Below are 21,173 nucleotides of genomic sequence, written 5' to 3' on the forward strand. Positions count from 1 at the left end.
CGTCAGCCGATCTGTTCCGGGAGCGTGTCGAACGAGGGCAGCGCGAACGGCTTGACCTCGGAGATCGCGAAGGCCTCGAAGCCGAGGGAGCCGTCGAACCCGCCGGCCAGCGTCGCCGCCTCGGCCAGGTCGATCAGGATCGGCGAGGCGCACGCGATGAGCGCCCGCACCTCGACGAACAGGTCACCGAGCGCCGTGCGGTCCAACTCCGCTGCCGTCAGGTCGAGTTCCTCGGCCCACCGGGTCAGCCGCTCCAGCTGTACGCAGATCAGGTCGGCGGCGCGGGTGAGGCTGTAGCTCTCCAGCTCGTAGCAGCCGGCGAAGCGCTCCAGCATGATCGCGGCGTGCTTGCGGGCCCGGTCGGAGACGGGCAGCGCGTCGTCCCCGGCCCGCTCGGTCGCCTCGGTGAGCCGGGAGCTCAGCCGCCGCCAGGGCTGGACCAGGCGCTCGTCGGTGACCTTGTCCAGGGCGGCCCGGCTGAAGTTGGTGCGCTGGTTCTCCGGGTTCGCCAGCGCGAGGTAGAACCGCACGAGGTCCCGGGGGACCTCCTTGAGCAGTTCCTCGGCGTACAGGACGTGGCCGCGGCTGGTGGAGAACTTCTCGTTCTCCAGCTCGTAGAACTCGTTGACCACCATGGCGTCCGGCACGATGTACCGGCCCTCGTGCGCCATGATCAGCGCCAGGTGGGTCAGCCCCCAGAACCAGATGTTGTCGAAGCCGATGAAGTAGACCAGCTCGTGGTCGCGCCGGGTCTGCCACAGCTCGTCGGAGGACTCGGTCTCCTCACCGAGCTGCCGGGCCGCGTAGTCGGTGGTGTACATGACGGCCGGGATGCCTTCGACCCAGGCGTTGATGACCTGGCCGGGCGTCTCGGCGAACGGCGCGGGGATGCCCCAGCCGATCGGGTAGGTGATCGCGAAGTCGGGCAGCGGGCGGTCCAGCAGCTCACGGATGAGCTGGGCCATGTGCGGCCGGAGGTAGGGGAGCTTCTCGGCGTAGTAGGTGGTGAGCCGGTCCCGGTACTCCTCCATGGGCAGCACGAGGATCTCGGCCTCACGGGTGGTGAGGACGTCGGTGGGGTCGACGGTGGAGCGGGTGCCGATCAGCTCGTCGAAGTTGTTGGGGTGCCCGCAGGTCTCGCACAGGCCGCCGCGGCTCTCCGACAGACAGATCGGGCAGTCGCCGCAGATCAGTCCCTCGACGAGGAACTCGCCGGTCTTCTCCGAGTAGGGCAGGTTCACCGTGCGCAGCCGGAACTTGCCGGCGTCGTACAGCTCCTGCACGAACCGCAGCACCGTGGCCCGGTAGCCGTCGTCATACGGCGCGAAGCCGTCGACGGACATGCCCATCGTCGCCAGGGTGTCGCGGATGCCGTGCCAGGAGCGGGTGGCGAGCTCCTCGGGGCTGACGCCCAGCTTGCGGGCGCTGGCCAGCACATAGGTCTGGCTCTCGTCCGTGCCCGAGGAGTAGAGGACACCGCGGCCGGTGGCCCGCAGGTAGCGCGCGTGGACGTCCGCGCCGATGAACGGGCCGGCGAGGTGGCCGACGTGCAGGCTGCCGTTGGGGGTGGGCGGGGTGTCGATGACGATGACGCGGCGGTCACCGAGCTCGTCGACGGAGGTCATGGTCATGCCTCGCTCTCGTGCCGGGTGCTGAAGACCCGGGTCATGTCGGTGTCCCACCAGATGCTGAACATCTCGAAGTCGGTGTCGGTGTCGTTGATGACCTGGTGCTCGTGGCCGGGCGGGAAGTGCACGATGTCGCCGGCGACGAACGGCAGCCGCTCACCGCGCGACTCGATCCAGGCCTCACCCTTGACCGCGACGAAGATCTCGTACTCGTGGTGGGCGTGGCGGGGGGACGAGGAGCCGGCCCGGATGACGCTCTGGGCCCCCTCGAAGGGCGCGTTGAGCGTGGGCCACGGCAGCAGTCGCTGCGACCAGCTGTTCTCCGCGCTCAGCGCGGCACGGTCGAAATGACGGATGTCCAAGGGAGTTCCTTCGAGACAGGGCCCGGGGCTGGGCGGGCAGGGCGAGTGGGGGGTGACGCTTCGTCCGGCGGCGGGTGCGGCGAAGGGGCGGATCAGTGGCTGCCCGCCACGACGGGCTCGCGGTCCCTGCCGGCCGGTACGGACTCGATCAGTTCGGCGGCCGGTGCCGCGTGCCGGATCAGGCTGCGGGCGATCTCCTCGCTGCGCTGCGCGAGGATGCTCAGCAGGGAGTCGGCGATGCCGTGCGTGGCCTCGTTGACGCCCTGGAGGTGGACGGTGGCGGTGGACTGCGCGCCGATGTCCAGGCGGTAGTCCCGGCCGACCTCGACGTCCTTGATGCCCAGCGCGTCGGCGAGGCCCTGGATGACGGCCGGCTGCGCGGAACGGAAGCCGGTGCCCAGCAGGACGACGTCGCAGGAGATCTCCTCCTCGGCGCCGGTCAGCTGGTTGACCAGGGTCAGGACCAGCTCGTCGCCGGTGTCCCGGGCCGCGGTGACCTGGGTCATGGTGCGGATCGACTGCCGGTCCCGGCCGCGCATGCGGTCCAGGTAGACCTGCCGGTAGAGCTGCTCCAGCATGGGCGGGGTCAGACCCGCGTAGTTGGTGCGGTGCATCTCCTGGAGGATGCGGGCGCGCGCCTCCGGCTCGGCGTGGAAGAACTCGTCGACGAACCCCGAGTAGAACAGCTCGTTGGTGAACTTGCTGGTCTCGTAGTGGTTGAAGCCGATCGAGCGCATGACCAGCGTCGGTTCGCAGCCGGGCAGGTCCTGCTGCACGGAGTGGAACATCTCGGCGGCGCTCTGCGCCCCGCCGATCACCACGACCCGCTGGCCCGCGGTCCGCGGCCGCTCGACGATCCGGTCCATGTACTCGGTGCTGTGGATGATCCGGTCCGCGCCGAGCCCCTGGAAGACCGCCGGTATGTTGGCGTCGCGCCCGGCGCCCACGACGAGCTGACGGCCCGTCACGGTGGTGCCGTCCGCCATGCGCGCCACCCAGCCGTCGACCGCGCCTCCTGCGTCGCGGCGCGGGCGAAGCGAGGTGACCCGGGAGTCGTAGCGCACCTTGACGCGGTCAAGGGACTCGGCGACCCAGCGCTGGTAGTCCGATATCTCGCTGCGGTACGGCGTGAAGGTGCCGAGGTTGATGAAGTCCTCCAGTCGCCCCGTCTCGTGGAGGTAGTTGACGAAGGAGAACTTGCTTCTGGGGTTGCGCAGGGTCACGAGGTCCTTGAGGAAGGAGACCTGGCTCTGCGACCACGGCAGCAGCATGCCGCGCTGCCAGGCGACCCGGTCGCCCTGTTCGAGCAGGAGCGTGCGGTCCGCCAGGTTCGCTGGCGCGAGCTCCTCGAGCGCCACGGCCAGGGCCAGGTTGGCCGGGCCAGCTCCGATGGCCAGGACTTCGACGTCGTGGTTGGACATGAACTTCCCCTCGGTGCAGTGGCATTACTCCTGGCGGTGTGCCGGAGCGGGCTGAACGGCTCAGACGCGGGGCTCGGTCGACGCGGCCTCGGCCTGCGTGATCGAGCGGCCCCAACCGGAGTCGTCGGCCTGGACCGAACCCCAGCCGGAGTCGCCGTTGGTGGCGCTCGTGAGCCCGGTCAGGGCTACGACCAGGGCGGTGAGCGACAGAGCGGCGACCACGGCAGCACGGGTGCGGGACATGAGTGCTCCTCGAATCGTTGAGTTCGGGTGGGAACTTGGGCCTCAACCGGCGGTTTCGCTCGGGATGCCTCGGCAACATTGACAGCCCGCCGGGCGGAGTGCGGGATTCCCTGCCGACCGTCAAACCGCCTGGCAGAAATACGGCACTTGGACAGACCGCCCATATGCCGGAAAACGGTAATGAATAGACCGTTCCGGTAACGCCGAGTGTCCGAGCGGATCCGGAAACGGCACGCCGAGAGCAGCTCTTCGTCCCCATGTGCTCGTTTTCCTGTGGTTTTCGGAGGTTTCACCTGATTCATGCACCCGGCAGGTTCCCGCCTGGCGGATTTCTGGCCCCGTGTACGCCCCGTCAACTCGTGGTCGAACGGCGATGGTGGACGGCGGGGCCGACCTCCGGCCCGATCCCACCGAGGCTGAGGAGCCGGCACCATGACCGCACAGACCGACGCCCTGCTAGTGATCGGCAGCGGCCAGCAGCGCTACCGCGAGTACCTGCTCGCGTCGGCCGCCGAGCGGCACCCGCTGTGGCTGATCGACGCGGCCGAGCCGACCTGGCAGCGCCCCCACGTGGCGGGCTGGAGCGTGGTGCCCCTGCTCGACCGGGCCCGGCTGATCCCGGACCGCGAGCGGATCCTCGCCACGGCCCAGGAGATCGCGTCCGGACGCCGCATCGCGGGCGTGTTCACCTACGACGAGACGATGGTGACGACCGCCGCGCTGATCGCCGAGAAGCTGGGCCTGCCGGGCCTCACCGTGGACGGCGCCGACCGCTGCCGCAACAAGCACCGCACCCGCTCCGCCCTCACCCTGGTCGGGCTGCCGCAGCCCCGGTTCGCCCTCGCGTACACCCTGAAGGAGGCCCGCGAGGCGGCCCCTGCGGTCGGCTTCCCCATGGTGCTCAAGCCGCGCGGCATGGGCGCCAGCATCGGTGTCGTACGCGTCGACGACCCGGACGCCTTCGACGACGCCTTCGCCATGGCCGAACGGGCCGGGCACGGCGGCTCACCGGACTACGAGGGCGGCGTGCTCCTGGAGGAGTTCATGACCGGCCCCGAGATCAGCATCGACGGGGTCTGCGTCGACGGCGTGTACGAGCCGATGTTCGTCGCCCACAAGCAGACCGGATTCGAGCCCTACTTCGAGGAGACCGGCCATGTGGTCGACGCCGCCGACGACCTGCTGACCGACCCGGACCTGCTGCACGTGCTCAGGTCCGCGCACGAGGCGCTGCACGTCTCCACCGGCATCACCCACACCGAGGTCCTCTTCACCGAGCGCGGCCCGGTCGTGGTCGAGGTCAACGCGCGCCTCGGCGGCGACCTCATCCCCTGGCTCGGCGAGCTGGCCACCGGCATCCGGCCCGGCCGGGTGGCGGCCGAACTCGCCCTCGGGGAGCGCCCCGACCTCACCCGCACCGAGCGGCGCACGGCCGGCATCCGCTTCACCTACCCGCCGGGCGACTGCCGCGTCCAGGAGGTGTCCGTCCCCGCCGCCGGCTCCGTCGAGGGGCTGCTGCGGGCCGAGTCGATCGCGGACGAGGGCACCGAACTGCGCCTGCCCCCGGGCGGTTACCTGAGCCGGTACGCCTACGTCGTCTGCGCCGCCCCCGAGCGGGCCGCCTGCGAGCGGAGCCTCGACGAGGCCGCGAGCGGCGCGCACCTGACGTCCGTGCCGCTGGACTGACCGCCGCCGCCCGCCCCTCCCACCGCAGACAAGGAGCACCCCACCGGTGTCCGCGATCACCGAACTCACCCGAGCCGAGGCCGACGAGCGCGGCCGGCTCTTGCAGACCGACTCCTACCTGATCCACCTCGACCTCACCCAGGGCCCCGACGTCTTCCGGTCGGAGACGCTCATCCGCTTCACCGCACAAGCGGGCGCCACGACCTTCGCCGAGCTGATGCCCGAGCACATCCACGCCATCGAGCTCAACGGCCGGGAGCTGGAGCCGGGCGCGGTGTACGCCGAGGGGCGGATCAGGCTCGAAGGGCTGGCCGAGCGCAACGAGCTGCGCGTGGTCGCGGACTGCCGCTACACCAACACCGGCACCGGGCTGCACCGGATGACCGACCCCGCCGACGGCAGGGTGTATCTGTACACCCATCTCCAGGTGGCCGAGGCGGCCAAGGTCTTCGCCTGCTTCGACCAGCCGTCCCTGAAGGCCCGCTTCACCCTGAGCGTCACCGCGCCGGCGGGCTGGCAGGTCTTCTCCACCTCGCCCACCCCCGCCGAACCCGACGGCGGCACCTGGCACTTCGAGCCGACCCCGCCGCTGCCGACGTACGCGGTGGCCCTGGTGGCCGGCGAGTACCACGTCGTCCGCGACGACACCCACACCGCCCCGGACGGCCGGCCGATCCCGCTCGCGGTGGCCTGCCGCGCCTCGCTCGCCGCGCACCTCGACGCGGACGAGATCCTGCGCACCACGCGCCAGGGACTCACCCACTACACCGAGCTCTTCGGGCCCTTCCCCTTCGCCAAGTACGACCAGATCTTCGCCCCCGAGCTCAACGTCGCGGCCATGGAGAACGCGGCCTGCGTCACCGTCCACGAGAACTACGTCTTCCGCTCCCTGGCCACCGAGGCGGTCCAGGTGCGCCGGGCCGGGACCATCCTGCACGAGATGGCCCACATGTGGTTCGGCAACCTGGTCACCATGCGGTGGTGGGACGACCTGTGGCTCAGTGAGTCGTTCGCCACCTACGCCTCGGCCCGCTGCCAGGCGGAGGCGACCGAGTGGACCCAGTCGTGGACGATGTTCGCCAACGTCGAGAAGGCCTGGGCCTACCAGGCCGACCAGCGGCCCACCACGCACCCGGTCGTCGCCGACATCGACACCCTCACCGACGTCCAGGTCAACTTCGACGGCATCACGTACGCCAAGGGCGCCGCCGTCATCAAGCAATTGGTCGCCTGGGTCGGTGACGAGGCCTTCAACGAGGCGGTCCGCGAGTACTTCCACCGGCACGCCTGGTCGGGCGCCTCCCTCGCCGACCTGCTGTCCGTCGCCGCCGCGAGCTCCGGCCGCGACCTGGCCCAGTGGGCCGAGGAGTGGCTGCGCACCGCGGGTCCGAACACCCTGCGCCCCGAACTCTCGGTGGACGCCGAGGGCAGGTTCACCTCCTTCGCCGTACTCCAGGAGGCGCCCGCCGACCATCCCGTGCTGCGCTCCCACCGGATCGCCGTCGGCCTGTACGAGCTGCGCGACGGCCGCCTCGAACGCGTCCGGCGGGTGCAGGCCGACATCACGGGCGCCCGCACCGAGCTGCCCGAGCTGCACGGGGTGCACCGCCCCGACCTCGTCCTGCTCAACGACGACGACCTCGGCTACACCCGCGTCCGCTTCGACGACCACTCCCTCGTCACCCTGCTGCGCCATGTCACGGCGCTGCGCGGCCCGGTGCAGCGGGCCGTGTGCTGGTACGCGCTGTGGGACATGGTCGGCAGCGCCGAACTGCCCGCCCGGACCTATCTGCGCACGATCGCCGAGTGCCTGCCCCACGAGGCCGACTTCGGCGTGGCGCAGGTCCAGCAGCGCCAGGCGCAGACCGCCGTATCCCAGCTCACCGCCCCCGCCCACCGCGACCGGGCCCGTGACGCGCTCGCCGCCACCTGGTGGGAGCTGCTGGACGGGGCGAAGCCCGGCGGTGACTTCCAGCTGATGTGGGCCCGCGCCTTCGCGGAGACCGCCCGTGCCGACGCCGACCTCGACCGGGTGGCGGCGCTGCTCTCCGGAAGTCTGGTGGTCCCGGGCCTCGATGTGGACGCCGAACTGCGCTGGCAGCTGCTCACCGCGCTCTCGGCGGCGGGCCGTGCCGACGCCGACGCCGTCGACGCGGAGGCGGCCCGCGACCACACGGCGGTCGGCCTGCGCCACGCGGCCCGCGCCCACGCCGCCCGCCCGACCGCCGAGGCGAAGGCGGCCGCGTGGGAGTCCGTCGTCCGGCGCACGGATCTGCCGAACGCCGTGCAGACGGCCGTCGCCGGCGCGTTCAGCGGCCTGCCGCAGGACGGCGGCGAGTTGCTGCGCCCGTATGTCGCCCAGTACTTCGAGGTGATCGAGGACCTCTGGCGCGAGCGCGGCGGCGACGTGGCCAAGGGAGTGGTGGACGCGCTGTACCCCCGCGCCCTGGTCGAGGAGGCCACCGTGACCGCGACCGACACCTACCTGGCCACCCACAGCCCGGCCCCCGCCCTGCGCCGCCTGCTGCTGGACGCCCGGGACGACGTCTCCCGCGCCCTGCGCGCCCGCCGTCACGACGAGGCGGCGGCGGACTGACCGCTGAGCCGTTGTGCCGGCTCCCCCTGCGGGGGGGGCCGGCACCCTCCGACTGCCTCGTCAGCGCACTGAGCTGAACGCGGCCCGCACCTCCGAGGAGAAGAGTTCCGGCGCCTCCCAGGCGGGGAAGTGGCCGCCGCTGTCGACCTCGTTGAAGTAGGTGAGCTTGGGGTAGACCGTCTCGACCCAGCCGCGCGGGGCCGCCCAGATCTCGCCGCGGAACGTCGTGAAGCCGACCGGAACCGAGACCTCCGGCGGAGCCTGGCCGGCCGCGTGGGCTGCGGCCAGGGCGGCCCCGAACTCCCAGTACCAGCGGGCGGCCGAAGCACCGGTACCCGTCAGCCAGTACAGCGTGATGTTGTCGACGATGCTCTCCCGGGTGAGGCCGCCCACGGGCTCGTCGTCGACGAACGCCCGGGAGATCTTGTAGTGGCTGTCCGTGTCGTGGTCGAGCAGCCAGGCCGCCAGCCCGACGGGTGAGTCCAGCAGGGAGTAGCCGATCGTCTGCGGCCGGGTGGACTGCTCCAGGAAGTAGCCGAAGCCGTCCGTCATGAACGTGTTGACCGCGTCGTGCGCGGCCCGTTCCTGCTCTGATTCGGCGGGCAGTTGGTCCTTGAGGCCGAGCGCACCGGCGAGCAGGTTCATGTGGATGCCGATCAGCCCGGCGGGCGCCTGGCGGCCCATCGCGTCGGTGACGGTGGCGCCCACGTCGCCGCCCTGGGCGACATAGTGCGAGTAGCCGAGGCGGTCCATCAGCTCCGCCCACGCGCGTGCGATGCGGCCGGACTCCCAGCCGGGCTCGGTGGGCTCGGCCGAGAAGCCGTAGCCGGGCAAGGACGGCAGCACCAGGTGGAAGGCGTCCTCGGGGGAGCCGCCGTGCGCGGTCGGGTCGGTCAGCGGGCCGACGGTCTGCAACAGCTCGATGACCGAGCCGGGCCAGCCGTGCGTCATGATCAGCGGCAACGCGTTCTCGTGCGGCGACCTGACGTGGATGAAGTGGATCTCGACTCCGTCGATCTCGGTCGTGAACTGCGGCAGCGCGTTCAGTGCCGCCTCGCACTTGCGCCAGGCGTAATCGGTCGTCCAGTACTCGGCGAGTGCCCGCAGGGTCGCCTCCTGCACGCCCTGCGACCGGTCGGCGACGAGTTCACCGGAAGGCCATCGCGTCGCCTCGATCCGGCTGCGCAGCTCAGCGAGCTGTTGCTCCGGAACCTCGACCCGGAACGGACGGATATCTGTTGCTTCGGCCGTGACGGACATGACGGCGCTCCTCGGTTCGCGGACGGCCGGAAAGCCTCGTGGCGCCGAACGCGGCCGCCGAACCCCCGCCCACCGATCTGCCGGCCACCGCCGTGCAACGCCTTGTACCGCGGGCTCACGGCACAACGTCGGCGCCGGCTCGTCCCCACGTTCGTAATGATTCCCATCTAACACCCACAAAAGGCGCACTTCCATTCCGGCCCGTTCCGGGTCGATCACCCCCTGACGTGCGGCCCGCTCATCGCCGCCCCGGGCTCCCGTTTGACAAGGTTCGGACCGGTGACATGGTGGGAGGCGGGGCGAGGTCGACTCAAGGCCCCAGGGCAACAGCGCCAGGAAGCCGAAATGGCCACGACCAAATGGTTCTTCGAGCCCGGCCACACGGGCGCGGAGTTCCGCGCGCGGCACATGATGGTCACCTACGTGCGCGGACAGTTCAAGAACGTGCACGGCTGGTTGCGGGTCGATCCCGACGAGCCGGAGAAGGCCCGCGTCCGGGCGACCGTCGACGCGACCCAGGTGTACACCGGTCAGCCCCAGCGTGACGCCCACCTGCGCAGTGCCGACTTCTTCGATGTCGAACACCACCCGACGTGGACCTTCGTCGGGTCACGCGTTCACCAGCTCAGCGCCACCGAGTTCGAGGTCACCGGGGATCTCACGGTTCGGGGCGTCACGCATCCCGTCTCCTTCGACGTCACCTACTTGGGACAGTGGGACACCCCCTGGTGGGAGGACGACCGTGACCTCGGCCCTCGGCGACGCGCCGGCTTCACGGCCACCGCCCGCATCAACCGCCATGATTTCGAGGTGAGTTGGAACGACACCGTCGACCGGGGCGGAGTCGTCGTCAGCGCCATGGTCGATGTCGTGGTGGACATCGAGGCCGTCCTCGAGCCCGGCGAAAGCCACGAGGTGTGAGTTCCGCTCGCGTCTCCCACAATTGAAGTGTCGCCCCTGGGGCCGTCGGTGTTGTGCACCCCTGACGGAAAGAGGCATATCCATGGGAATCGTTTCGCGAGGCTTTCACGGCCGGGCGCGCCCAGCGGATGTGAAGCTGCCTCCCGGCCAGTATCTGACCGAGGACTTTCCGGTGCTGTCGGCCGGACCCACGCCTCGCATCGCCCAGGAGGACTGGGAGTTCACCATCAGATCCGAGAACGGGACGAGCCACCGCTGGTCGTGGCGGGAACTGCTGGCGCTGCCGAGCGAGCGGCCGACGGTGGACCTGCACTGCGTGACCAAGTGGTCGAAGCTGGGCACCGGTTGGCAAGGGGTGTCGCTGGACACGCTGTTCGCCGATGTGGAGACGGCGGCCGAGTTCGTGCTGGTCCACTCCTACGGCGACTACACGACGAACCTCCCGCTGGAGGACCTGCTGGGCGGCCGGGCCTGGATCGCCTACCGGTACGAGGGCGAGGATCTCGCCCCGGCGCACGGCGGCCCGGCCCGGCTGCTGGTGCCGCATCTGTACCTGTGGAAGTCGGCCAAGTGGGTGCGCGGCATGCGGCTGCTCACCGAGGACGAACCGGGGTTCTGGGAGAGCGCCGGCTACCACGACTACGGTGACCCATGGCGCGAGCAGCGGTACCAGGGCGACTGACGGCGCCCCTGATCTGGCAGACCGCCCGGCTGGCCGGTCTGCGTGACGAGACGCCTTCGGCCCGCACGCTGGCCTTCGACGTGCCCGGCTGGTCCGGGCACCTGGCCGGCCAGCACGTGGATGTGCTCCTGACGGCCGAGGACGGCTACAGCACCCAGCGCAGCTACTCGCTGTCCTCGGCACCCGACGGCGACCGGATCGAGCTGACGGTGCAGCGCGTGCCCGACGGGGAGGTCTCGCCGTATCTGGTCGATGTGATGGAGCCCGGTGACCTGGTGGAGCTCCGGGGCCCGGTGGGCGGCTGGTTCGTCTGGCGACCGGACGACACCCGGCCGGTGCTGCTGGTGGGCGGCGGATCGGGGATCGCGCCGCTGATGGCCATGATCCGCACGCGCCGCGGCCTCGGCAGCCGTGTCCCCTTCCGGCTGGTCTACTCGGTCCGCACCCCGGAGGACCGGTACTACGCCTCCGAACTGCGCATCGCACAGCCCGGTGACGGCGGCCTGGACGTGACCCACCTCTACACCCGGCAGGCGCCCGAGGGCTGGCCGAGACCGGCGGGGCGCCTGCAACCCGCGGACCTGCAGACCCACGGCTGGCCACCGGAGTTCGAGCCGATCTGCTTCGTCTGCGGGCCGACCGGCTTCGTCGAGACCGCCGCGGCCCAGTTGGTGGCCCTGGGCCACGACCCGCGCCGGATCAGAACCGAACGCTTCGGCCCCACGGGAGGCTGACATGGACCGACTCGAGACCATGGACTACGAGGACGGCAACGCGCTCGCCGGCCCCCTGCGGGAACTGTTCACCGCGGACGTCACCTCGGCGGCCGGGCGCTGCGCAGGCTGCGGGCACACCGCTGTCGTCGCCGACCTGCGCGTGTACGCCCGCGCCCCTGGCCTGGTGGCCCGCTGCCCGAGCTGCGACACGGTGCTCCTGCGATTCGTACGGACCCCCGACGCCGCCTGGCTGGACCTGCGCGGCACGGTCTACATGCGCGTCCCCATGTCGCCCGCGTGAAGCCACCGCCCGGGGCGGCGACCGTCGCTTCTCCCGGCTGCCCCGGGTCGGGGCGACGACGGTGATCCGCGGCGGACCCTAGTCGCCGCGCCGTACCCGCGCGGGATCCTCGTCCCGGATCCGCTCGACGGCCCGGTCCTCATCGCCTTCGATGCGGGCGGCCTCCTCCACCACCCTGTGCACGCTGTCGGCGGGGATGACGACGGCGCCGCTGGAATCGGCATACGCGTAGTCACCGGGAACCACGCACACCCCGCCGACCTCGACAGGAATGTTGGCGGCGAACGGCATGACGGTCTCGCCACCCCAGCGAGTGGTCTCGCCCCCGCACCAGGTGGCGAACCCGTAACCGGCGAGCTGAGCGAAATCGCGGAGCCGGCCGTCGGTCAGCACGCCGGCGAGGCCATGGTTCTGCAGCCGGGACAACTTGGTGCCGCCACCGTGGGAGGCATCCGGACAACCGCCGCTGGACAACACCATGACCTTGCCCTCCGGGGTGTCGGCGACGGCCCGGTGGAACAGGGTGGCGAAACCGAGGCCGGCCTGCGGCAGGTCGTCACGGTAGGGAAGGAACGCGACGGTGACCACCGGCCCGAACAGGACCCGGTCCGGGGCAGGGCTGACCAGGTCGAGAATGTGCGCGCGGTGCCCGTGGACCCGTCCCATGGCGTCGACCAGCGACGCGCAGCTGACCCCGGCCACCGACCTGCGGAGATCGTCATTCACACAGCAACACCGCCTCTCACTCCTCCATGGTCACCGCTCGCGCTCCGCTCTTCCCGGTGAGACCGAATGCGGCGACCTTGCGGACGGCGATGATGGCGACCGTCTGCACGATGGCGCTCCACGACAGATCACCCGCGAGGCGCAGCAGGCCGGCCGCGGTGAGAAAGTCCAGGAGCAGCGCGAGAGCGACGCGGATCGTGCGCGTGACCGCGTAGGCCGTCAGGAACGACACGACGCCGAGACCGGTGACCAGCAGCGAGGCTGCCTCGATCGCGTCGTTCACGCTACGGCGCCTTCCGCCCGCCGGACCGGGCCCCCGCCGCCTGCTCCGGTTCGGCTTCCGACTCGCGTTCGAGCTCGGCACGTTCCTGGGCGATCTCGCGGCCCAGGAAGTAGTTGAGGGCCGTCCGGATGGCGGCGATCGCGGCGAGCTGTCCGATCTCGGTGAAGCTGGGCGCCACCGCGGTACGCAGCACATCGCCCGCCAGCTGGAACTCGAGGCCCAGCACGAGGAACCTGCCCAGCGTCAGCCGGATCCGGTTGAAGCTCCGCCCCTGACCGTCACCACGCGCCAGGGCGGCGACGAAACGCGCGAACGCCCAGACCGCCCCGACGAAAATGATCACCGCGCCCGCGGTCTCCACCAGGCGGACGAGGACGCCGATCGCCTCACGGAGGTCCGACTCCGGGAGTACCTCCCACGACAGGATCATGACTGGCGGTTACCCGCCCGCAGGAGTCCTCTCACCGAGGCGCCTGCCGGACCGGTCCGCTCAAAGTCCTGAGTACACACCTCTGCTGAGACGTTTCCGCGAGTCACAGAGGCGCACGGTGGGGCGGGTGGGACTCGAACCCACGGCCGACGGATTATGAGTCCGCTGCTCTAACCGGCTGAGCTACCGCCCCATAGCGGCGTGTCGCGTACAAGTGTGCGCGCCGTCTGCCGCAGCATAGCCGCTCATACGATCTCCTGCTTCGCATGGTCGACTTCGCATGCCCTGAAGGACTCCGCCGTGACCTGCGCGGTTCCCACACAGGGAAGAGGACATGAAAAAGGACCCCTGCGTGGGGTCCTCGTTCAGCATGCTCCCCCGACTGGACTCGAACCAGTAACCTGCCGGTTAACAGCCGGCTGCTCTGCCAATTGAGCTACGGAGGACCGAGCTCCCCCGACTGGACTCGAACCAGTAACCTGCCGGTTAACAGCCGGCTGCTCTGCCAATTGAGCTACGGAGGAATGCCTCGTTGCATCGAACGTACCTACCTGGGTAATCGCCAGGGGGCGTGCGCTCGCTGCGACACATACATTAGCGCAAGCAGGGGGGTGCTCCGCCAATCGGTTCCCCCCGGCACCGACGCCGCACCAGGGACCTACGCAACGGAAGGGTGGTCGCCATGCGCTACCGGCTCACGTTCGTCATCGGAATCGCCGTCGGTTACGTCCTCGGCACACGCGCCGGCCGCGAGCGCTACGAGCAGCTGAAGAAGACCGCCCGGGACATCTCCCAGAACCCCGCGGTCCGCAACACCGCCGAGACGGCCGCCCAGCAGGGCCGCGTCTTCGCGGGCAAGGCGTACCACACGGTCAGCGAGAAGGTGGGCGACCGCGTCCCGGAGACGGTGGCCGCACGGGTCCGCAGCCTGCGCGAGCGCAGCGCCCACAACGGAGGCGCGGAGGATGACTGGGGCACGAGCAACACGTAACGGCACCTTCTGGATGCCGGGGACAGGCACGCCGTCAGGGGCGCGGGGAACCGCGCGACAAGCCACACACAACCCGCACCCCAAATCCCACACGCACCCCTACGGCGCCCACGGCCCAAGCCAGCGCAGCGCTACGGCACAATTTGGGCCATGGGGATAGTCGCCGGGCTGGACAGTTCGCCCGATTTCACTCGCATCGTCGTCTGCGACACGGACACAGGCGCCGTGCTCAGGCAGGGGTACGCCCCGCACCCGGTGGAGTCGCCGGACGGCGGCGCGCGCCCCTCCGACGTCGACCCGCAGGCCTGGCTGCTGTCCCTCGGTGAAGCGGCCGGCGGGGGGCTGCTCGAAGGCGTGCAGGCCATCGGCGTGTCGACGCAGCAGAACGCGGTGGTCCCGCTCGACGCGCAGGGCAACACCGTGCGCCCGGCGATGGTCGGCGGCGACAAGCGTGCCCAGGTCGCGGCGGCCGATCTGATCGACGCGCTGGGCGGGCGCGAGGCGTGGGCGCAGGCCGTCGGGTGTGTGCCGCAGGCCGCGCAGCCGGTGACCAAGCTGCGCTGGCTCGCCAAGACCGAGCCGGAGCACGCCGCCCGCGCCGCCGTCCTCATGCAGGCGCACGACTGGCTGGTGTGGCAGCTGCTCGGCCGGCCCGTGAGAAGGACCACGGACCGCGGCGGCGCCTCCGGCACCGGCTACTGGTCGGCGGCGACCGGCGGCTACCGCACCGATCTCGTCGAGCTGGCGCTCGGCCACCAGGCGATGCTGCCCGAGGTGATCGGTCCGGCCGAGGCGGCCGGTACGACGCCGGAAGGGCTGCTGATCTCCGCGGGGACCGGCGAGACCATGGCCGCCGCCTTCGGGCTCGGCATCGGGCTGGGGGACGCGGTCGTCTCGCTCGGCGCGTCGGGTTCCGTCATGGCCGTGCACCCCGAGGCGCTCGTCGACAGCTCGGGGATGATCACTTCCCTGGCCGACGCGACCGGCATGCACCTGCCGGTCGTCACGACCCTGAACGCCGTACGCACCCTGCGCGGCACCGCCGAACTCCTCGGCGTGTCCGACCTGGAGGGCCTGTCCGACCTGGCGATGAAGTCGACGCCGGGCGCGCACGGGCTCGTACTGCTGCCCTATCTGGAGGGTGAGCGGACGCCGAACCTGCCGCACACGGCGGGCACCCTTGCGGGGCTGCGGCGGGAGTCGATGAAGCCGGAGCATCTGGCGCGGGCCGCGTTCGAGGGCATGCTGTGCGGGCTCGCGGACGCGCTCGACGTGCTGCGCGGGCGGGGTGTCGAGGTGCGGCGGATCTTCCTGCTCGGGGCGGCCGCCGAGCTGCCCGCGGTGCAGGCGGCGGCGCCCGCGCTGTTCGGGACGCAGGTCGTCGTACCGCAGCCCGCGGACTACGCCGCGATCGGCGCCGCCCGGCAGGCGGCCTGGGCGCTCGGGGTGTCGCAGGGCGCCCTCGACCCGCGCACCCCGCCGGTGTGGCAGGGCGCGGCGGCGCAGATCCTGGAGCCCGGGGACGAGCTGGCGGTGGGCCAGGCGGTGCGTCAGCAGTTCGTGTCGGTGCGGGAGCAGACGCATCCGGGTGCGTTCCGGTCGTAGGGACTGGGGCATTCCGGGGGCGTCGGAAGGTAAGACACCGGTATGAACCGAACCCGGAAGGCCGTACGAGACAGCGCTGACGGCTTAATCGGTTGAGGTAACGCCGCCGGAGTGTCCGACGATAGGGGCCAGGGGCAACCAACCCCGCCCCGTCGCCGACTCGCCCACCCCGAGAGAAGCAGCGTGCTCATACGACTCCTGCGGACCTACCTCAGGCCGTACCGAAAACCCATCGCCTGGCTGGTGCTGCTGCAGTTCCTGCAGACCTGCGCCACGCTCTACCTGCCCACGCTGAACGCGGACATCATCGACAAGGGTGTCGTCACCGGCGACACCGGCTACATCCTGAGCTACGGCGCCCTGATGATCGGCATCTCGCTGGCGCAGGTCGTGTGCAACATCGGCGCCGTCTACTACGGCGCCCGGACCGCGTCGGCGCTCGGCCGGGACGTGCGGGCCGCCGTCTTCGACCGGGTGCAGTCCTTCTCGGCGCGTGAGGTGGGTCACTTCGGCGCGCCCTCGCTGATCACCCGGACGACCAATGACGTCCAGCAGGTGCAGATGCTGGCGCTGATGACGTTCACGCTGATGGTGTCGGCGCCCATCATGTGCGTCGGCGGCATCGTGCTGGCGCTCGGCCTGGACGTGCCGCTGTCCGCGGTGCTGGTCGCCGTGGTGCCCACCCTCGGCATCAGCGTGACCCTGATCGTGCGGCGGCTGCGGCCGCTGTTCCGCAAGATGCAGGTGCGGCTCGACACGGTGAACCGGGTGCTGCGCGAGCAGATCACCGGCAACCGGGTGATCCGCGCCTTCGTGCGCGACGACTACGAGCAGCGGCGCTTCGGCAAGGCCAACGCCGAGCTCACCGAGATGGCGATGGGGACGGGCAATCTGCTCGCGCTGATGTTCCCGATCGTCATGACGGTGGTGAACCTGTCGTCCATCGCGGTGGTGTGGTTCGGCGCCCATCGGATCGACAGCGGCGGGATGCAGATCGGTGACCTGACCGCGTTCCTCGCCTATCTGATGCAGATCGTGATGTCCGTGATGATGGCCACCTTCATGTTCATGATGGTGCCGCGCGCGGAGGTGTGCGCCGAGCGGATCCAGGAGGTCCTGGACACCTCCTCCAGCGTGGTGCCGCCGGTCGCGCCCGTGCGCGAGCTGCGCCGGCACGGCCATCTGGAGATCCAGGGCGCGGGCTTCCGCTATCCGGGTGCGGAGGAGCCGGTGCTGAAGTCGATCGACCTGGTGGCCCGGCCCGGTGAGGTGACGGCCGTGATCGGCTCCACGGGCAGCGGCAAGTCGACCCTGCTCGGGCTCGTCCCCCGGCTGTTCGACGCGACCGACGGGCGGGTGCTGGTGGACGGCGAGGACGTGGCGACGCTCGATCCCCAGGTCCTGGCCAGGACGGTGAGCCTGGTCCCGCAGAAGCCGTACCTGTTCGCCGGGACGGTGGCGACCAACCTGCGCTACGGCAATCCGGACGCCACGGACGAGGAGCTGTGGCACGCGCTGGAGGTCGCGCAGGCCAAGGAGTTCGTGGAGCGGCTGGAGGGAGGGCTGAACGCGCCCGTCGCCCAGGGCGGCACGAACGTCTCGGGCGGTCAGCGGCAGCGGCTCGCGATCGCGCGCACGCTGGTGCAGCGCCCGGAGATCTATCTCTTCGACGACTCCTTCTCCGCCCTCGACTACGCCACCGACGCCGCCCTGCGCGCCGCGCTCGGGCGGGAGACGTCCGAGGCGACGGTCGTCATCGTCGCCCAGCGGGTGGCGACCATCCGGGACGCCGACCGGATCGTCGTACTGGACGAGGGCCGGGTCGTCGGCACGGGCCGGCACCACGAGCTGATGGCGGACAACGAGACGTACCGGGAGATCGTGCTCTCCCAGCTGACGGAAGCGGAGGCCGCCTGATGGCCGGGCCCATGGGACGGATGATGGCCGGCGGCGGGCCCGATCAGCGCTCGCTGGACTTCAAGGGGTCGGGCAAGCGGCTGATCGGCCGGTTCAGGGCCGAGCGGATCACGATCTACGTGCTGCTGTTCTGCGTGGTCGTGAGCGTGGGCCTGTCGGTCGCCGGGCCGAAGATCCTCGGTGAGGCCACCGACCTGGTCTTCGCGGGCATCGTCGGGCGGCAGTTCGAGTCCGGGATGACCAAGGAACAGGTCCTCGCGGCCATGCGGGAGCGCGGCGACGACCAGATCGCCGACATGCTGCGCGGCACGGACTTCACCCCCGGCCAGGGCATCGACTTCACGGCCGTCGGACACGTCCTGCTCTTCGCGCTCGCCGTGTTCGTCGTCGCCGGTCTGCTGATGGCGGTGGCGACGCGGCTGGTGAACCGGGCCGTGAACCGCACGATGTACCGGATGCGCGAGGACGTGCAGACGAAGCTGTCGCGGCTGCCGCTGTCGTACTTCGACAAGAGCCGGCGCGGTGAGGTGCTCTCCCGGGCGACCAACGACATCGACAACATCGGGCAGACGCTCCAGCAGTCGATGGGGCAGCTGATCAACTCGGTGCTGACCATCATCGGTGTGCTGGCGATGATGTTCTGGGTGTCGTGGCTGCTGGCGCTGGTCGCGCTGGTGACCGTGCCGCTGTCGTTCGTGGTCGCCACGCGCGTCGGCAAGCGTTCGCAGCCGCACTTCGTGCAGCAGTGGCGCACGACCGGCAAGCTCAACGCGCACGTCGAGGAGATGTACACCGGGCACACCCTGGTGAAGGTGTTCGGGCGGCAGGAGGAGTCGGCCGCGCAGTTCGCAGAGCAGAACGAGGCGCTGTACGAGGCGGGGTTCAAGGCGCAGTTCAACAGCGGTGTGATGCAGCCGCTGATGCTGTTCGTGTCGAACCTCAACTACGTCCTGGTCGCGGTGGTCGGCGGTCTGCGGGTCGCGTCGGGCTCGCTGTCGATCGGTGATGTGCAGGCGTTCATCCAGTACTCGCGGCAGTTCTCGATGCCGCTGACGCAGGTCGCGTCCATGGCGAACCTCGTGCAGTCCGGTGTCGCCTCGGCGGAGCGGATCTTCGAGCTGCTGGACGCCGAGGAGCAGGCGGCGGATCCCGTGCCGGGGGTGCGGCCGGAGGAGCTGCGGGGCCGGGTGGCGCTGGAGCAGGTGTCCTTCCGGTACGACCCCGACAAGCCGCTGATCGAGGACCTGTCGCTGACGGTGGAGCCGGGGCACACGGTCGCGATCGTCGGCCCGACGGGCGCCGGCAAGACGACCCTGGTCAACCTGCTGATGCGGTTCTACGACGTCTCGTCCGGGCGCATCACCCTGGACGGCGTCGACATCGCCCGGATGTCCCGGGACGAACTGCGGGCCGGGATCGGGATGGTGCTGCAGGACACCTGGCTGTTCGGCGGCACGATCGCGGAGAACATCGCGTACGGGGCGTCCAGGGACATCACGCGGGGCGAGATCGAGGAGGCGGCGCGGGCCGCCCACGCCGACCGGTTCATCCGTACGCTGCCCGACGGGTACGACACGGTGATCGACGACGAGGGGTCCGGGGTCAGCGCGGGCGAGAAGCAGCTGATCACGATCGCGCGGGCGTTCCTGTCCGACCCGGTCATCCTGGTCCTGGACGAGGCGACGTCCTCGGTCGACACCCGTACGGAAGTCCTGATCCAGAAGGCCATGGCGAAGCTGGCCCACGGCCGCACGTCGTTCGTGATCGCGCACCGGCTCTCCACGATCCGGGACGCGGACACGATTCTGGTGATGGAGAACGGCTCCATCGTGGAACAGGGCACGCACGGGGAGCTGTTGGCGGCCGACGGGGCGTATGCGCGGTTGTACAAGGCGCAGTTCGCTCAGGCGGTGGCGGAGCTGGACTGACGGCTGCGGGTCCGTTGCGGCTGGTCGCGCGGTTCCCCGTTTCAGGGGCGCGGGGAACTGCGCGACCAGCCCCCACCGGCCCCGCAGACGGCATCAGTCCAAATATCCCCTCAGCTGATCCGCAAATGCATGATCCCTGAGCTTGTTCAGGGTCTTCGACTCGATCTGGCGGATGCGCTCCCGCGTCACGCCGAAGATGCGGCCTATCTCCTCCAGCGTGCGGGGGCGGCCGTCCGCGAGGCCGTAGCGAAGTTGTACGACCTTCCGCTCCCGCTCGCCGAGGGTCGAGAGGACCGCCTCGAGGTGCTCCCTGAGCAGCAGGAACGCCGCCGACTCCACCGGTGACGCGGCGTCGCCGTCCTCGATCAGGTCGCCCAGCGCGACGTCGTCCTCCTCCCCCACCGGGGCGTGCAGGGAGACCGGTTCCTGGGCCAGTCGCAGTACCTCGCTGACCCGCTCGGGCGCCAGGTCGAGGTGGTCGGCGACCTCTTCCGGGGTCGGTTCGTAGCCGCGTTCCTGGAGCATGCGGCGCTGCACGCGGACGACCCGGTTGATCAGCTCGACCACGTGGACCGGCACCCGGATGGTGCGGGCCTGGTCCGCGAGGGCGCGGGACATGGCCTGGCGGATCCACCAGGTGGCGTAGGTCGAGAACTTGTAGCCGCGGGCGTAGTCGAACTTCTCGACGGCCCGGATCAGGCCCAGGTTTCCCTCCTGGACGAGGTCGAGCATGGTCAGGCCGCGGCCGACGTACCGCTTGGCGACGGAGACCACGAGCCGCAGGTTCGCCTCGATGAGGCGCCGCTTGGCCATGCGGCCCATGACGACCAGGCGGTCCAGGTCCAGGGCGAGCTGACTGTCGAGGTCGGGAGTGCCCGCCAGCTTCTCCTCGGCGAACAGGCCGGCCTCGACACGGCGGGCGAGTTCGACCTCCTCGGCCGCCGTGAGCAGCGGGATGCGGCCGATCTCCCGCAGGTACTGGCGGAACAGGTCGGAGGAGGGCCCGCTGTTGTCGGCGCGGGCACGGGCCGGCAGCGGCGCCTCGACCGGCTCGGCGGCCTCGGAGCCGTCCAGCGCCCCGGCGGGCGGCTCGGCCGGCTCGGGCGGGGCCTCCGGCTCCGCCTCGGGATGGTGCACGACACGGTTCTGCGGCGGGACGGCGACGAGAACGTCGGTCTCCGCGGCCGGCGCCGTGCCGTCCGTACTCGTGTCGGTCTGGATGAGGGTCTGGGTCTGCACGGGGGCGACCTCCAGGATGATCGCTGCCGCTGCGTACGACAGCGCTGCTTCGAGGGCGGAGTCGGCGGCCTCGCCGCTGTCCGTCCCGTACGCGATGAGCGGAACCGCGGGGGTCTGGGACCCGTGGGGGACGGGTCGGCCGCGCTCCGAGGACTCAGGCACCGGAACCCAGTGTGGAGTACGACACATCGCCGCCACGAGGGGCGTGCGGTGACTTTTTGCGTCCGGTCCGTGACCG

19 protein-coding genes and 3 tRNA genes are annotated in these 21,173 nt (G+C 70.6%); 10 read left to right on the plus strand and 12 right to left on the minus strand.

Annotation, left to right across the window (positions count from 1 at the left end):
- Positions 1-2: 2 nt before the first annotated feature.
- From ACIRD7_RS10750 to ACIRD7_RS10765, 4 genes are all read right to left on the minus strand, one after another.
- Complete coding sequence (locus tag ACIRD7_RS10750) at positions 3-1,631, minus strand: class I tRNA ligase family protein (RefSeq protein ID WP_403452189.1); 1,629 nt, start codon at positions 1,629-1,631, stop codon at positions 3-5.
- Positions 1,628-1,990 (minus strand): cupin domain-containing protein, encoded by a 363-nt coding sequence (locus tag ACIRD7_RS10755; RefSeq protein ID WP_403452191.1) that lies wholly within the window; start codon positions 1,988-1,990, stop codon positions 1,628-1,630. Before ACIRD7_RS10755 ends, ACIRD7_RS10750 begins: the two co-directional genes overlap by 4 nt.
- Before the next feature lie 92 nt (positions 1,991-2,082).
- Entirely contained in the window at positions 2,083-3,411 is a 1,329-nt protein-coding gene (locus ACIRD7_RS10760; RefSeq protein ID WP_403452193.1) for a lysine N(6)-hydroxylase/L-ornithine N(5)-oxygenase family protein, read from the minus strand.
- Between the two features lie 60 nt (positions 3,412-3,471).
- Complete coding sequence (locus ACIRD7_RS10765; protein ID WP_403452194.1) at positions 3,472-3,654, minus strand: hypothetical protein; 183 nt, start codon at positions 3,652-3,654, stop codon at positions 3,472-3,474.
- 432 nt (positions 3,655-4,086) lie between these two features.
- On the opposite strand from ACIRD7_RS10765, the gene ACIRD7_RS10770 reads away from it, so the two are divergent.
- Positions 4,087-5,340: an acetyl-CoA carboxylase biotin carboxylase subunit family protein gene (locus tag ACIRD7_RS10770; RefSeq protein ID WP_403452195.1), complete on the plus strand. Its 1,254-nt coding sequence runs from the start codon at positions 4,087-4,089 to the stop codon at positions 5,338-5,340.
- A gap of 46 nt (positions 5,341-5,386) precedes the next feature.
- Positions 5,387-7,936, plus strand: coding sequence for an aminopeptidase N (gene pepN, locus ACIRD7_RS10775; RefSeq protein ID WP_403452197.1), 2,550 nt, complete (start codon positions 5,387-5,389; stop codon positions 7,934-7,936).
- 60 nt (positions 7,937-7,996) lie between these two features.
- On the opposite strand, the gene ACIRD7_RS10780 is transcribed toward pepN, so the two are convergent.
- Positions 7,997-9,196 (minus strand): epoxide hydrolase family protein, encoded by a 1,200-nt coding sequence (locus ACIRD7_RS10780; RefSeq protein ID WP_403452199.1) that lies wholly within the window; start codon positions 9,194-9,196, stop codon positions 7,997-7,999.
- Positions 9,197-9,541: 345 nt separating this feature from the next.
- Here ACIRD7_RS10780 and ACIRD7_RS10785 point away from each other — a divergent pair, with 345 nt between their 5' ends.
- From ACIRD7_RS10785 to ACIRD7_RS10800, 4 genes are all read left to right on the plus strand, one after another.
- The gene (locus ACIRD7_RS10785) at positions 9,542-10,117 is read left to right on the plus strand and encodes a YceI family protein (protein ID WP_403452201.1); all 576 of its coding nucleotides are present in this window, start codon (positions 9,542-9,544) and stop codon (positions 10,115-10,117) included.
- A gap of 82 nt (positions 10,118-10,199) precedes the next feature.
- Positions 10,200-10,799, plus strand: a complete 600-nt coding sequence (locus tag ACIRD7_RS10790; RefSeq protein WP_403452203.1) for a sulfite oxidase-like oxidoreductase — start codon at positions 10,200-10,202, stop codon at positions 10,797-10,799.
- A complete protein-coding gene (locus tag ACIRD7_RS10795) occupies positions 10,769-11,533 on the plus strand; it encodes a ferredoxin reductase (RefSeq protein WP_403452205.1) in 765 nt (254 codons plus the stop codon). The genes ACIRD7_RS10790 and ACIRD7_RS10795 overlap by 31 nt, the downstream gene beginning before the upstream one ends.
- Position 11,534: 1 nt before the next feature.
- Positions 11,535-11,816, plus strand: a complete 282-nt coding sequence (locus ACIRD7_RS10800; RefSeq protein ID WP_403452207.1) for a DUF6510 family protein — start codon at positions 11,535-11,537, stop codon at positions 11,814-11,816.
- A 78-nt stretch (positions 11,817-11,894) separates the two neighbouring features.
- Here ACIRD7_RS10800 and ACIRD7_RS10805 read toward each other — a convergent pair whose 3' ends face one another.
- The 6 genes from ACIRD7_RS10805 to ACIRD7_RS10830 all read right to left on the minus strand — a co-directional run bounded on the left by ACIRD7_RS10805 (position 11,895) and on the right by ACIRD7_RS10830 (position 13,779).
- Positions 11,895-12,542, minus strand: coding sequence for an RraA family protein (locus ACIRD7_RS10805; protein WP_403452209.1), 648 nt, complete (start codon positions 12,540-12,542; stop codon positions 11,895-11,897).
- Between the two features lie 16 nt (positions 12,543-12,558).
- On the minus strand, positions 12,559-12,825 hold the full coding sequence (locus tag ACIRD7_RS10810) for a hypothetical protein (RefSeq protein ID WP_403452211.1): 267 nt from the start codon (positions 12,823-12,825) through the stop codon (positions 12,559-12,561).
- A gap of 1 nt (position 12,826) precedes the next feature.
- On the minus strand, positions 12,827-13,255 hold the full coding sequence (locus ACIRD7_RS10815; protein WP_403452213.1) for a DUF1622 domain-containing protein: 429 nt from the start codon (positions 13,253-13,255) through the stop codon (positions 12,827-12,829).
- Between the two features lie 119 nt (positions 13,256-13,374).
- Positions 13,375-13,448 (minus strand) — tRNA-Ile (locus tag ACIRD7_RS10820).
- Between the two features lie 180 nt (positions 13,449-13,628).
- A tRNA-Asn gene (locus ACIRD7_RS10825) sits at positions 13,629-13,701 on the minus strand.
- 5 nt (positions 13,702-13,706) lie between these two features.
- A tRNA-Asn gene (locus ACIRD7_RS10830) sits at positions 13,707-13,779 on the minus strand.
- 158 nt (positions 13,780-13,937) lie between these two features.
- Between ACIRD7_RS10830 and ACIRD7_RS10835 the strand changes: the two genes are divergently transcribed.
- The 4 genes from ACIRD7_RS10835 to ACIRD7_RS10850 all read left to right on the plus strand — a co-directional run bounded on the left by ACIRD7_RS10835 (position 13,938) and on the right by ACIRD7_RS10850 (position 19,696).
- Positions 13,938-14,246 carry a YtxH domain-containing protein gene (locus ACIRD7_RS10835; protein ID WP_403452214.1) on the plus strand — a complete coding sequence of 103 codons (309 nt, stop codon included), beginning with the start codon at positions 13,938-13,940 and terminating at the stop codon, positions 14,244-14,246.
- 150 nt (positions 14,247-14,396) lie between these two features.
- Positions 14,397-15,851 carry an FGGY-family carbohydrate kinase gene (locus ACIRD7_RS10840; RefSeq protein WP_403452216.1) on the plus strand — a complete coding sequence of 485 codons (1,455 nt, stop codon included), beginning with the start codon at positions 14,397-14,399 and terminating at the stop codon, positions 15,849-15,851.
- A gap of 183 nt (positions 15,852-16,034) precedes the next feature.
- Positions 16,035-17,768, plus strand: a complete 1,734-nt coding sequence (locus tag ACIRD7_RS10845; protein ID WP_403452218.1) for an ABC transporter ATP-binding protein — start codon at positions 16,035-16,037, stop codon at positions 17,766-17,768.
- The gene (locus tag ACIRD7_RS10850; RefSeq protein WP_403452220.1) at positions 17,768-19,696 is read left to right on the plus strand and encodes an ABC transporter ATP-binding protein; all 1,929 of its coding nucleotides are present in this window, start codon (positions 17,768-17,770) and stop codon (positions 19,694-19,696) included. Before ACIRD7_RS10845 ends, ACIRD7_RS10850 begins: the two co-directional genes overlap by 1 nt.
- Before the next feature lie 93 nt (positions 19,697-19,789).
- On the opposite strand, the gene ACIRD7_RS10855 is transcribed toward ACIRD7_RS10850, so the two are convergent.
- On the minus strand, positions 19,790-21,097 hold the full coding sequence (locus ACIRD7_RS10855) for an RNA polymerase sigma factor (RefSeq protein WP_403452222.1): 1,308 nt from the start codon (positions 21,095-21,097) through the stop codon (positions 19,790-19,792).
- Positions 21,098-21,173: the final 76 nt, after the last annotated feature.

This window comes from Streptomyces sp. NPDC093568, from assembly GCF_044764945.1.
Taxonomy (GTDB): domain Bacteria; phylum Actinomycetota; class Actinomycetes; order Streptomycetales; family Streptomycetaceae; genus Streptomyces.

What these genes read in the sequence shown, in the direction of transcription:
- ACIRD7_RS10750 (WP_403452189.1), bottom strand. Translation starts at nt 1,631, where the DNA reads ATGACCATGACCTCCGTCGACGAGCTCGGTGACCGCCGCGTCATCGTC.
- ACIRD7_RS10760 (WP_403452193.1), bottom strand. Translation starts at nt 3,411, where the DNA reads ATGTCCAACCACGACGTCGAAGTCCTGGCCATCGGAGCTGGCCCGGCC.
- ACIRD7_RS10765 (WP_403452194.1), bottom strand. Translation starts at nt 3,654, where the DNA reads ATGTCCCGCACCCGTGCTGCCGTGGTCGCCGCTCTGTCGCTCACCGCC.
- ACIRD7_RS10770 (WP_403452195.1), top strand. Translation starts at nt 4,087, where the DNA reads ATGACCGCACAGACCGACGCCCTGCTAGTGATCGGCAGCGGCCAGCAG.
- ACIRD7_RS10780 (WP_403452199.1), bottom strand. Translation starts at nt 9,196, where the DNA reads ATGTCCGTCACGGCCGAAGCAACAGATATCCGTCCGTTCCGGGTCGAG.
- ACIRD7_RS10785 (WP_403452201.1), top strand. Translation starts at nt 9,542, where the DNA reads ATGGCCACGACCAAATGGTTCTTCGAGCCCGGCCACACGGGCGCGGAG.
- ACIRD7_RS10790 (WP_403452203.1), top strand. Translation starts at nt 10,200, where the DNA reads ATGGGAATCGTTTCGCGAGGCTTTCACGGCCGGGCGCGCCCAGCGGAT.
- ACIRD7_RS10795 (WP_403452205.1), top strand. Translation starts at nt 10,769, where the DNA reads ATGGCGCGAGCAGCGGTACCAGGGCGACTGACGGCGCCCCTGATCTGG.
- ACIRD7_RS10800 (WP_403452207.1), top strand. Translation starts at nt 11,535, where the DNA reads ATGGACCGACTCGAGACCATGGACTACGAGGACGGCAACGCGCTCGCC.
- ACIRD7_RS10815 (WP_403452213.1), bottom strand. Translation starts at nt 13,255, where the DNA reads ATGATCCTGTCGTGGGAGGTACTCCCGGAGTCGGACCTCCGTGAGGCG.
- ACIRD7_RS10835 (WP_403452214.1), top strand. Translation starts at nt 13,938, where the DNA reads ATGCGCTACCGGCTCACGTTCGTCATCGGAATCGCCGTCGGTTACGTC.
- ACIRD7_RS10840 (WP_403452216.1), top strand. Translation starts at nt 14,397, where the DNA reads ATGGGGATAGTCGCCGGGCTGGACAGTTCGCCCGATTTCACTCGCATC.
- ACIRD7_RS10850 (WP_403452220.1), top strand. Translation starts at nt 17,768, where the DNA reads ATGGCCGGGCCCATGGGACGGATGATGGCCGGCGGCGGGCCCGATCAG.